We start from the raw sequence: 11858 nt of genomic DNA, 5'->3' as shown, positions 1-11858 counted from the left end.
CTCCCTGTTTAAAAATCGAGGCGCAGGCCGATGGAATGTTCACGCGAGCGGGCCTGCGTTTGGTGTTGCCGCGTGAATTTGAGAAAGCGCCCGATATCGCCGCGCAGCTCTAGGAGCTGCTTCGCCTGAGCGCTTCGAAGGTCTTTGAATTCCGCCTGAAGGACGGCGCGGCGTTCCCGCTGCACATCGATCAGGTCTTGCCGTTCCTGCGCATGACGCAGTCGCGTGCCTTCCGCTTCCAGTTCATTGGTGCGGCGCGCTTCCTGATATTTTCCTGTGATCCGATGCCACAGCCCCCGCAGGCCCGTTGGCAGGCGCGCGGCCCGTTCGCGGGATTCCATTTCCCATTGCGTGGTGTGCCGGGTGTTGAGCGCCGCGCGTTCCGTGCGGTGCGCGTCCGTCATCGCGGCTTTCTTCTCGCCAAGCTCGGCAGAGCGCTTTTCGAAAGCCTTTCTGGCTTCTTCGATATGACGCCGGATTGCGGGCGTCATGCGCTTTGCGATATCCGCCTTGACCTGATCGACCCCGTCCAAATCCTCGGGGAGATAGAAGCGCTTTTCGATATCGCGCGCCTTGCAGTTCAGGACGCGGGCGAGCGAATAAACCTCACCCTGATAATCGACGACCACGATGCCGCGCCGATCCCCTGCGGCCAGATGCAGGCCGTGCGATTGCATAGCGCCCGTAAAGGCTTTGAAGGAATCCGCGCCTTTCCAGCAGGCCTGTCCAACCTGCTTGATCAGGCGGGGATCGACGCCTTGCCGTTTTGCCTGTTGCCATTCGGCAAGGGTGAAGTTGGTCGGATCGCGCATGGACGCATCGAGAAGTCCCTGAGGCATGGTCCACCCATGTTCGAGGTAAAGGTCGCGGGAAATTCCGGTGAGCTTGGTTTTGAAGAAGGACATCTGCCGCGCCGTCATCGTCTCGGCATCGATGCGGCTCCACACGCAATGCGCATGGCGGCGGCCTTCTTTTTCATGGAAGACAATCGCGCGCGGCTGGCCTTCCAGATCGAGGCGTTTTTCGATGCGCTCGATGGCAGCCTCGAAGTCTTCAACCCGCACACGGGCGTCGGAAGGCGGAGAGAGTGACAGTGAGAAAAGATACTGGCGGCACTTCGTGCCCTTGCTGATCGCCTCCGCTTCGCGGAAAGCGCCATGCAGAGTGTCGGAGGCAAAGCCCCGCAGCTCATGGACAGACAGATGCTCATTGTCATCCATCTTCATCAGGTGCGCCGCCAAATCCTGACCGGCGCCGCGCTGTGAGGCTTTGAGGATCATGCCCAGCCTCCATTGCGGTGGCCGAGGGCTTCCAGAATGGCGCTGCGAATATCCTGTACGGCGACAATCGCGTCGTGCAGTTCGGCTTCGGTTTCCGGGGTGATAACGAGCGCGCCGATTTCGGCAGCGCGAGCCATGTCCTGCAAGGAGCGCAGAAGATCGGAGCGACCAAGCAGCGCCAGTGCCCGCGCAAGCGCCTCCCTGTCCTCTATGGTCAGGACCTTCCGGCGCTTGCGCCCCGCAGGCATCCCATCAAGGAGTTTAGACTTTATATATGCGCCCAGCGGAGCGCCTGCAGCCTCCAAAGCTAAGCGGGCGCGGTCAGTATCGCTCAGTCTTATCGAAAAGGGTGCGGGACGTTTAGCGGATAGCCGGGGAGCCGCAGCGGTTTTGTTGAAGGATGGCGCTACGGACATGGCGGCACCGGGAAATCATGTGATTTCCGGTGCGCAAGATGAGCGTTCCATTCAGCCAAAGTCTCAAACAGTTCGTTCGAGGTTTCGGCATCGAGGCGCGCCATTTCAGTCCAGAAAACTGAACTATTTCACCTGAAGAATCGGTGGCATTGGCGGCGGCAAACAGCGTTTCGCGGCTGCCCATGATGCGGACCTTTTCCGGACCGACTTCCACGGTCAGCAGAGAACGCAGATAGGCCTTGCGCGTCGGGTTGTCGGCGTTCTCCAAAACCCCTCGCATCAGCCTGGAGAAGGCGGCGATCTTTTCGGGGTCAAGCGCTGCTTCGCCGCCGACCTCCCGGCGCGCCCGATCCAGGGCGGCCTGCGCCTTCTCACGGTCGGCTTTCAGCATGGTGATGCGTTCGCGCAGCAGGTCATCCATTTCGGCAAGGCCGTCTTCGACCAATGCGTAGAGACGTTGCAGCCGCTCTTTGGCAGTGTCGGCCTCAACCTGCAGCGCCACAAGCCGGGCACTATGAGCTTCCGCGCGCTCTGAGCGCTTGGCAGCTATGGCGGTGAGCAGGCCGGCCAACCGTTCCGGCGCGAACAGCTTCTCATTCAATGCTTTGAGAACCATGTCATCCAGATAGGCCATAGGGATCGTATTGCCCTTGCAGGCCGTCGGTCCCTTCTGGGCGCGGGTGGCGCAAGTGTAGTAGGCGTAGACGCGCCCGGTGGACGAAGTGCCTGTGCGCTGGGTCATGCCGCCGCCGCAATGGGAGCACGTGGCGATCGTGGTGAGCAGGATCGGGCCGCTGACGGCACGGACCGGACTGACGCGAGGATTGTTGGCAGCGAGCTTGGCCTCGACTGCCGCGAACACGGAATCCTCAATGATGGCCGGCACCGGCACTTCGACGACTTCGCCTGCGGGGTGTTTCCCACCGGACTTAGAATTGCGCGAATGATAGTGCCAGCGCCCTACATAGGCTTTGTTGGTGAGGATGTGATGGACTGGCCCGACACCGAAGGTGCCGCCTTTCTTGGTGCGATAGCCGTGGCTGTTGAGCCATTTTACCGCTTCCTTGATACCCATGGGCGGCTTGGCCGTGGCCGGGTCGCCCTCCAGATACAGCCGGAAAATCAGCCGCACGGTTTCAGCTTCGACCGGATCGATAGCGAGTTTCTTCTTGATTTTCTGGCCGCGGCGTTCCGCTTCGACGATAGTGTAGCCCAACGGCGGCGCGGCGCCGTTCCAGAACCCCTGGCGGGCATTCTCGGTCATGGCGCGCGTCACCTGCCGCCCATTTTCCTTGGAGGTATATTCATCGAAAATGCCGATGATCTGGCGGATCATGGCGCCTGAGGGATCGTCGCTGCTAGGTTGGGTGACCGAGGCGACTTCGACGCCGTGCTTGCGCAATTTCCGGATGACCAGTTCCATAGCCGCGCCGTCCCGATAGAACCGAGAAAACGCATGGACGACGATCACGTCATAGGGATGGTCGGGGTCGCAGGCACGATCGATCATGGCCTGAAACGCCGGGCGTCGGTCGTCGGTGGCGGTCAGCCCCGGTTCGACATATTCATCAACGACGGTCCAGCCGCCACGCTCGCAGAAGTCTGTGTTGAGCTTGCGCTGAGAAGGCAAGCTCACGTCATGCTTGGCTTGCCGGCCCGTCGAGACGCGCAGGTAGAGCGCTGCCCGCAAGGGGGCGGCCGCGGTATTGAGTACAACGTTATTGGCTTTGCTTCCGAACGCCATGTCTTACCGTCTCCCGATCGTCTGGAATTTTATCCGCAGCGTCGCATCTAACGCCCGTCCGTGCAAGCTAAGCCTATGCAAAACAAAGAGAAATTTTTTCGCCAACGACATGTGTCTACCCCTTGAGGATGGCGTCGATTTGGGCGCCCAGCATTTTGTCGAGCACCTCGATCTCGGCCTGTGTGATCGGCAGGGCTGAAGGCAACTGATCGACCAGCTCCCATTCCCGCGGTGCGCGCGGGAGGCGGCGCGGCGGCCGCACCTTGCGGGGTGGCTTTGCTGCCCGTCTAGGCGCGGACGGGCGGCTAGAGCTCATGGTCAAGCCCTTTTGGCCGCACCCGTGCGGGCTCGTTCTCGGGGTTGTAGTCGAGGGCGTTGGTCTTGATGCTCTGGCGGGCGAGCCGGTTTACCAGATGGGTCATCCTCGCCTGGTCCCGATCTTCACCGGAGGCGAGCGAGGCATCCTGCTCGCGTTCGCCATCCAGGGTCCGCGTATCGATGAAGAATTGGGTGCTTTCCCGCGCCCGGCTTGAGGCGACATAGGCATCGTGCCGGTCAAAACGAGCGGACAGCAGGACCAGGGTGTGGTCAACAGTCAGACCCTGCGCTTGGAACAGCGTTGCGGCATAGGCGTGAGCGAGCCGGGCCCGGCCCTTGGTATCGGCGACGTCGCTGGGTGAAAAGCTGATTCGCTGCCCGTCCCGTTCGGCCTCGATCCGGATGATTCCGGCCTTGTCTTGTGCGATGGCGACGATCCGGGCCTCGGTGCCATTGACGACACCGAGTCCGTCATGGCGGCGCAGAAACCGCACCTGATCGCCTATGGCGAGACGCAGTATGTGCCGGTTGCCGGAGGCATCCGCGGCTTCGATCTGGAAGTCGGACCCGGTGAGCGCGCTACGCTCCCGCAGTCGATTGCGGATCGCGGCAGACAAGGCCCGCACTTCGGCATTGGTCTTGGCCGTCACCAGCACATTTTTGGCCGGGGCGGTCCTCGTGGTCTCATTCCAGTGATCGGCCACGGCCTCTACTGTCGCACGGGGGCTATCCTGAAATGCGATCTGGCCATGCTCGGAAAAGGCCGTCAGAGCTTTTTCGGCCTTACCACGCGCGAAATCTTTCGGAGCTTGCCGTGCCCAGGCCTCGCGCTGGCGGACGACGGTGTGAATGCGGGTGGCACCGATCGTTTCTCGCATGAGCCGCATGGCATGACCGGCGCCGATGGGGACGAGTTGATCCTCGTCGCCAACCATCACCACCACGCCGCCGGTCCGGTCCACTGCCTCGAGCAGCTGGAGCGTCTGCAGCGTGGCTTGCAGGCCGGCCTCTTCGACAATCAGGCAGGTCTTTTCCCCGAAGGGCTGATTGCCCATGGCGATGGATTTGCACCAGGCGTCGATGGCGCGGGATTCAACGTCGAGATCGGCGCCGAGTATGTTAGCGGGGCGCCAGGCCACGGCGGCGCCCTTCACCTGATAACCTGCAGTCTGCCAGGTCTTGGCGACGGTTTTCAGGGTCGTGGATTTCCCCGTCCCGGCACCGCCCTGGACGAGGACAAACCTGGCGCCGCTGGTGGCGGCGCGCACCACATCCTGTTGCTCGGCACTCAGGCCGGAAATGGCGAGCATTTCGTCCCTGGCGCTCCGGTCGGGACCGACCACGCGGGCCTGTGCATTGCGCCGCACCAGGTTCACCAAGGCGCGCTCAGCCGCCAGCATTTGGGGTGTGGAGTAAACGGGCCCGTCGCGTGTTTCGGCGCGTTCAAGAACGCTGTTCCGGGCGACGAGATCATCGGCACCGGCAATGACGTCATCGAGCGTCGCGCCGGTGCCGACGAGGGTGTTAGCGCTGACTTCGATCAATTGGCGGCGCGAGAAGGTCGCTTGGTATTCGGTCAGTTTTTCCGGGACAGTGGCGAGGCGCTCTTTCCGTGCTCCATTGAAATCGGCGGGTTCTTGCTCAACCTGCCGTCCTGCAAGGGCGATCTGCTCGGGGTCGAAGCCGAGACCCCGAACCGACGCGTGCCACTGTTCGGTGAGCTGGTTCAGACTCAGGTCCTGTTTGGTGCGGCGGTCTGTGGCGTTGATCGCAGCGGCGAGAGCCGGCGCCTGACCGGAGGTCAGTCCTGCCTCGGCCAACTCTTCTTCCAGCGTCGCCCGGCGAGCGCTGAAGTATTTGGTGAGGGTCTCTGGCACACCGGCAATCGACCACTTCCATTCGTCATCGGCGTGCTCAATGGTGAAGCCGTGCGCCTGCAGCCCACTGGCGAGCCGCAGCCTGAAGACCGCGCCCAGTGCCTTTTTCCAGCTGCGCAGTGCAACCGAGTCGATGCCACCCCAAGTGCCATCCTCGCGTTCGGCAATATTGGGTATGCAGAGATGATGATGACGTTGTGGATCGGCGAAGACGACGCCATCCGCATGGCGTTCCGGACGCGCCTCGGAATGCGTGAAAGCGGCGGCAACGAAACTGGCCTGTTCACGACGGCTGCCATTGTGACCGCGTCGGGCCAGGGAAATTTCCTGCTCCACCAGCCGAACCACGTCTTCGAGCGCATCCTGCTCGATATCCGCGAAGACCTGGCGCAGAACCCCGTGGGAGCATGCGAATTTGACGGAAAACCCCTTGGGCGCGGATAGGGTCACGTCTATGCCCAGCATGCGGGGGCCGCCCCCTGCTTTGGTCAGCGGCTTCCCTGTGGCATCGAGCCCGGCGCAGATGCGGTCGAAGTCGTCGGCCCGCACGATCTGGCCGGCGGCGATGCCCAAGGCGTCGTGACCGCGCAGCCAGATACCGGCGCTGTCGTCGGCAGCGTAATAGTCAAGTGCGGCTGCCGCGGCTTGACGGGTGTAATAGGACGACGATTTGATGACGGCGAATGTAGCGACCAAGAAAAGGGCCCCCAGTGGAGGCCCTTTAGATATCCCTGATTTTCTCGCCTTTTGGAGGAAGGATTGGACGAGGAAATCTCAGCGATTTCAGATGGTTGTCTGTATCAGCGACGACGCGCCCAGACGGTGATCGGCCATTCCAGCCGGTAGATCTGTTTCAGGCCAACAAGAACGGCATGGACGGCGCCGCCGCTAACCCCAAGCCGGTCGGAAAGATGCTCCTCGGGGATAACGGGAACCTCCTGCGGATCCGGGGGCACGGTTTTGCCGTCAACAACCCTTGCGGACTTCCAGTCCCGGACCTGGCGGGTGCCGATCCATTGCTGGGCAATTTCCCTGGCATCCGGACCGGGGGTCTGCTCACAGATGATTTTCAGGCGGAACCGTTGCAGGATCGAGCGAGAAACCTCGCCATACGCCGAGCGGAACTGGGTCAGGTCCTGGGCAACGGCAATGGTCGAGAGGCCTTTGTTTCTGCCGGTATCGAGGATTTCGGGCCAGCGCGGCAGCATGCCCAGGGTTGGCGCCTCCTCAAGGGCAATGGTGCGCAACCTGGTCTGGCTGACCGGCAGGTCAGGATCGCCGACATGACCGGCAATGGCGTCGATCGCCATGGAAATCCAGCCTGCCGAAATGCGGGGGTGCCGTCCGTTGCGGGGCAGGACAACAATGCGGGGTTGCCTGCCGGTGCCGTGCAGCCATTCGGCGAAGGAGAACTGACGTTGCGGCGGCAGGTCGTTCCAGGCCTCGGCCAAAGGACGCAGAGTGCGCAGGACGTTGATGCGCCAGGTGATCAACAGCGACACGGTGGTCTTGGACAGGTCGCCCGCAGCATCCACTTCGATCAGCCCTGCCGCGGGAGGATAGTGCAATTCCCACTGCTGCTTGAGCCAGAGCGGATCGGAAAGCGACATGGCGTAAAGCTCCGGCGCGGACCAGTATTCATGGCTACGCATACACTCAACCATGACGCCGGCGTCGAGCGTAGCGGCGCCGTGCTGCCACATGCCACTCTCCTTTGTCGAGAGGGCGCGCTGGGCGCCTGCGGATTCGCAGTCATCGATGGTGCGGATGTCTCGGCTCATGGCCCAGCCATAGCGCGACCGGCCAGTGCTGGAAATGACAGCAATGTCTTCGTTGTCGACGGGCAATCCGGCTAGGATTTCGCTGGTGGCGTCGTAGACGAGCAGACCAAAATCGCGGCTCGTCTGCTTGGCCTGCATGAGCAGTCCTTCCAGCAGCTTGAGCAGGATGCGCGTTTTGCCCGAGCCGATCGCCCCGAGGATCAGCAGATTGAGAACCTGCCAGCCCCGCGGCCAGGCGACACCGGGCGCGAGCTCAGGCATCCATTGCTTTCGCCTGCCGGCCTTGGCCAGGATCTCGGCATTGGCGCCGCTTGCTGCAGCCTTGCCGAAGATGAGGCGCCGCCCACTATAGTGCTGGCGGCTATCCACTGCCGGTGTTGCTGTGCGCGCGATGGCAAATCCGGCCAGGCCGGCAAGGCCCATGCCGGTACCAATCCCGCAAAGGCGGAACAGAACCTGGTCGGCAATGTCGTAGTCGAGCCAGCCCAGACCACGCCAGGGGATGAGGCGCATCAGGGCATCGACCAGCATGGGCGCGGTCACGGTGACCGGCTGGTCGGCCTGCCAGCCGGACAGCGGCAGGCAAATGAACGCCAGGGTGAGAATGAAACCGGTCAACAGCGCCGTCGTGGCGGCGCGGAAGATGGCCGGAGTCAGGGGGACCACTTCGTACTCGGCAAGTTCAAGCTTGTTCATCATCAATTCTCCAGGTGGCCCTGATAGCGCCAGATAACCAACTGGCTGGCCCGGGGCACCATGTTTTGGGGCAGATGCGCATTGTTGCGGTGAAGGATGTTGCGATCCATTTCGAGCATGGCGGCGACATATTCCCAGGACAGGTCCTGGGTGGGGCGATAGACACAGCCATCGACCTCTGCCGTGAGCCGGCGGCAGGCCGGCCAGTCCAGCACGGTCTGGGAGCGGACGAGCGGCGCGTCGAACACCGCTTCGGTCACAATCGGTGCCGCCAGGAACCCGGCAAGACCCAGTGCGATACTGGCGCTGATGGCAATGGCGTAGAGCCGGCGGGGCGTCCAGTTGAACGAAGGTTTGTCTGGCTCAGGATCAGCCGCCTGCATTGCGGCGATCGGCAGGATGTCGGGCGCGATGGCCCGCGCGACGTCGATATATTGGGCCAGGCTCAGCCGTTCGACATCGTGGCGTGACAGGCGCAGAAACTCCTCGGCACTGAGCGACTTGAGACGGGCGATGAATGCGCCCGTCTCCTCTTTCGCGTCCCGGGCGATTGCCGCCACCGAGGTCTTGAACTTTTCCAGATCAGGCATCGACGCTCTCCCCGGCGAGGAAGGGCATCACGCGGGTCAGCTCCTCCTGGATCGTTCCGGTCCAGGCCGCCACGTCGCGCACGAAGCGCTTGGCCTCGTCGCGCGGCTTGCCGGTCTGGCGCAGGGCCTCGGCGTAATTGTCCGCATGCCAGCCGACGACCGTCGAAGGCAGGACGGGCAGGCGCTCATAGAGCACCATGGTGCGGGGGTTGAGGCGCGGGAGGCGGATCGAGGGATAGCGATCAAAGACGTCGAGCACCTGCTTGCGCAAGCCCTTGTCGAGCTCGGCCGCGGCAGTGATCGGCGAGCCGACCATTTCGTTGCGGGCGACGATAATGGGGCTGCCCGGCAGGTTGCGCTCGGTGCGGCGCACGACGCGCACCAGCTGCGAGGCGGCGTCGCCACCCGCCTTGGTGACGATGACGGTCACGATGCCCAGACCCAGGAGGTCGATATCTTCCTCAAGATCGAAATCGGTAATCGCCTCATGATAGACCGGCGACAGGGCGCCACCGACTTCAAGAAGGCACGAGCGGCCGGTCTCGGGCATGGCCGTTGCGGCGCGATACCACGGTGCCAGGACATCGGCCCCGGTTACCGCGTCGGCATTGACGTCATGCCGGTCGGGAACCAGCAGGCTGGTGACGCTCTCGCCCGACTTTTCCGCCAGGGTGCGCTTGCTGTCGAGCTGGAACAAGTCGAGCGGATAGCCGGCGAGGCGGAAGGCGGTGATGAACTGGACGGCGGTATGGGTCTTGCCGACACCGCCGTCATCGGCATCGAGCACGATGCCGATCGGAGGCGTCAGCGCACTCGCCGAGAGAAGGGAAGAAGGAGTAGTCATCGTCGGCTCCTAGGTTGGTGGAGCCTTCAGCCTTTCCGATTTTCCGCCTCATCGGTCCGAAACGATTGAGGCGGAAAAGAGCTTGCATATCAAAGTGTTGAAGGTCGGTGTGCCTTCGGCCCCTCTCTAGTCGTCCGAAGTCACCGAGACCTTGCGGGTTTTGCGCGCAACGACCAGGTGCTGGTCGGTGCCGGCAGAGTCCGAGAGTGCGCGCAGCAACTTGTCCGGCCCGATCAGGTCGGCCATCGCCTGAACCAGACGCCTGAGCGCCACCACGATACTGGCGTCACTGTCCGGCTGGTCCCGACTGGGCCCATCCGTGAGCGCTTCGCGGAAAATGTCCTGGATGTGCGGCGGCACCGTCACCTTGGCTCCGGCCTGCACACGCCCCGCGATCCTGGCGGCTTCGAATGGTAGGGCATGATCATCATGGGATCGTGGCCAGAAGGTGAGCGGGTTGATGTTGCCAAGCACGGCGATCTGGAACAGATCATCAAGGCCCAGGTTGGTGTGCGGACTTTCCGCATAGGCCTCGGCAATGATGCTGGCCGCCTGTTCGGGCGGTTCGCGCTCGGCGCGATCGTACGCCACGACGATACGTTCGGCATGGCTGAGGGCGCGCGAGAGGATTGTTACCGGCGCCAGTTCACCATCCAAAGGAATGGCATTGAGATTGCGGATCTTGGGGTGGCCGGCATATTTGGCTTTGGCCCAGTGTTCGACCTGTTCGACATTGTCGAATTCGGTCCAGACGACAAGGTGCCCAGTCCCGATGTCGCGCAGATGTGCGCTCGTGCGCGGCAAAGCCTTCTGCAGTTCGTCTCGGGCGCGGGTCCGATCTCCCAGCAGTGCACGCAGGCCGCAATCGGCCAGGATAGCCTGAACAGCGAGACCCGCGCGAAGCCGGTCGACGATCTTGCGTGGCGGGTAGGCGCCCGGCGTCTCTTTACGCCCTTGAATGGGAACGAGCAGGAGGTCATCTCCAGACACTGGACCCAGACCACCAACCATCGGGGTTGGGAGAAAGGTCGCGGCCGGGAGGGTAAGCCCAAGCTGGCCGATCGGGCCGTTGCGCTCCTGCCGTTCCTGCAGTTTTGCGCGACGGAGGGCGCCGTCGTGGCGGCGTTGGCCCACCTCATTGCGGTTGCGGACTTTTGCTTCCGCTTCCTGCGCTTCCTCTACCTTTGTACCCCCGGCCCGGAGGACGCGATCCCACAAGCCGGGAACATCGGCCGTCAAGCCGACCAGCGCCCGTTCAAAGCCATCCATTTTGAGGACGAGCCGTTTCCCGTCACCGCCGATCACTAAGGCCGGAAGGCCGTCATAGCTCAAGAGAAGTCCGGGTTCGGGAGGAACAATGCGACCAGCCGCGATATCCTCCCGCTGCACGTCAACAAAGTTACTGGCGGCGACGTGGAAGCGGCCGTACAGTTTTTTGTCTGCCAGCAGGTCGGCCATGATGACCAATTTGGCACCAACTTCACCGATGGGGTGAAGCGCAAGTTCTGGACCGGCATTCATGCGCTGGCTGACGTGGAACTTTAGCGGATCGGGCAACTGTCCCGTGTTGTCAAACTCGGCGGCGAGGCGCGCCACGACCGCAGTGACGAAAGCCAGATGCTCGTCCGGCTGGGCGCGGTCGACAATATTGCTCCACAAGATTTCAGCGTTCATTGTTTCCATTCCTTTGTTTTGCAGCGCGGTTCATGAATGACCGGATCGCAGAATTGTTGGGTGTTGAGGTCTGTTTCGTCGGGCGGGTACCCGACGCTGGTTCAGGGTCGCGCTGCACCTTCTGTGTCAAAGAGGCGGGCCGGGAGCGGGCGGACGACGGGTGCCATTGCCACGGAGGTTTTGGCGGTCGGGCCCCAATAGCCGGCGGTGCCTCGACCGCTTTGCCCGGGGGTTGCTGGTGAACCTTGCGCCGCTGCCGCGAATAGACGGCGCTTAGGTGCCCCCGTGCCAGCGGCCGTCCATCGTCACGGGTGACACCCGCGCGCCGCAGAAGTTCGATGATCTGGTGCCAGGATAATCCGCGCGCCAGCGCCATTGAAAACCAGTCGAGATGCTGGCCAACCGTGATGTCGAACGAAATCCGCCCCGCCGGTCCCACCAGGGTCCGGGCAAATGCTGCAGCGCCGTTCTTGAGTTCGGTGTCTTGGTCCATGATCTGACGTCGTCGACTGCCTGAAGCGTGAAGCCTAGATGGGCTAGAGGCCCCTGGGCGTGGCAGGATTGGCGGGAAAAGCGTGTTGCAGGCCTGATGGTTAGGGGGGGCTGGTCGCGGAAGCCCCGGGCAGCCAGGGCAGGAA

At 62.8% G+C, this 11858-nt stretch carries 10 protein-coding genes; all 10 read right to left on the bottom strand.

Features of this window, described 5'->3' with window-relative positions; all coding sequences use genetic code 11:
- Positions 1 to 8 precede the first annotated feature (8 nt).
- The 10 genes from ABIE28_RS18105 to ABIE28_RS18060 all read right to left on the bottom strand — a co-directional run bounded on the left by ABIE28_RS18105 (position 9) and on the right by ABIE28_RS18060 (position 11713).
- Positions 9 to 1280 carry a relaxase/mobilization nuclease domain-containing protein gene (locus ABIE28_RS18105; protein WP_354065353.1) on the bottom strand — a complete coding sequence of 424 codons (1272 nt, stop codon included), beginning with the start codon at positions 1278 to 1280 and terminating at the stop codon, positions 9 to 11.
- Complete coding sequence (locus tag ABIE28_RS18100) at positions 1277 to 1528, bottom strand: hypothetical protein (protein WP_354065352.1); 252 nt, start codon at positions 1526 to 1528, stop codon at positions 1277 to 1279. Before ABIE28_RS18100 ends, ABIE28_RS18105 begins: the two co-directional genes overlap by 4 nt.
- Positions 1529 to 1640: 112 nt before the next feature.
- On the bottom strand, positions 1641 to 3440 hold the full coding sequence (locus tag ABIE28_RS18095; protein ID WP_354065350.1) for a recombinase family protein: 1800 nt from the start codon (positions 3438 to 3440) through the stop codon (positions 1641 to 1643).
- A gap of 115 nt (positions 3441 to 3555) precedes the next feature.
- Positions 3556 to 3756, bottom strand: a complete 201-nt coding sequence (locus tag ABIE28_RS18090) for a hypothetical protein (RefSeq protein WP_354065348.1) — start codon at positions 3754 to 3756, stop codon at positions 3556 to 3558.
- Positions 3746 to 6331: a MobF family relaxase gene (mobF, locus tag ABIE28_RS18085; RefSeq protein WP_354065346.1), complete on the bottom strand. Its 2586-nt coding sequence runs from the start codon at positions 6329 to 6331 to the stop codon at positions 3746 to 3748. Before mobF ends, ABIE28_RS18090 begins: the two co-directional genes overlap by 11 nt.
- 104 nt (positions 6332 to 6435) lie before the next feature.
- Positions 6436 to 8112: a type IV secretion system DNA-binding domain-containing protein gene (locus ABIE28_RS18080; protein WP_354065344.1), complete on the bottom strand. Its 1677-nt coding sequence runs from the start codon at positions 8110 to 8112 to the stop codon at positions 6436 to 6438.
- Between the two features lie 2 nt (positions 8113 to 8114).
- Complete coding sequence (locus ABIE28_RS18075) at positions 8115 to 8702, bottom strand: hypothetical protein (protein WP_354065342.1); 588 nt, start codon at positions 8700 to 8702, stop codon at positions 8115 to 8117.
- Entirely contained in the window at positions 8695 to 9546 is an 852-nt protein-coding gene (locus tag ABIE28_RS18070; protein WP_354065341.1) for a hypothetical protein, read from the bottom strand. Before ABIE28_RS18070 ends, ABIE28_RS18075 begins: the two co-directional genes overlap by 8 nt.
- A gap of 126 nt (positions 9547 to 9672) precedes the next feature.
- On the bottom strand, positions 9673 to 11220 hold the full coding sequence (locus ABIE28_RS18065; RefSeq protein WP_354065339.1) for a hypothetical protein: 1548 nt from the start codon (positions 11218 to 11220) through the stop codon (positions 9673 to 9675).
- Positions 11210 to 11713, bottom strand: coding sequence for a hypothetical protein (locus ABIE28_RS18060; protein ID WP_354065337.1), 504 nt, complete (start codon positions 11711 to 11713; stop codon positions 11210 to 11212). Before ABIE28_RS18060 ends, ABIE28_RS18065 begins: the two co-directional genes overlap by 11 nt.
- Between the last annotated feature and the right edge of the window lie 145 nt (positions 11714 to 11858).

It is taken from the genome of Devosia sp. 2618, from assembly GCF_040546815.1.
Taxonomy (GTDB): Bacteria; Pseudomonadota; Alphaproteobacteria; order Rhizobiales; family Devosiaceae; genus Devosia.
This window is presented reverse-complemented; position numbering and strand designations above follow the sequence as displayed.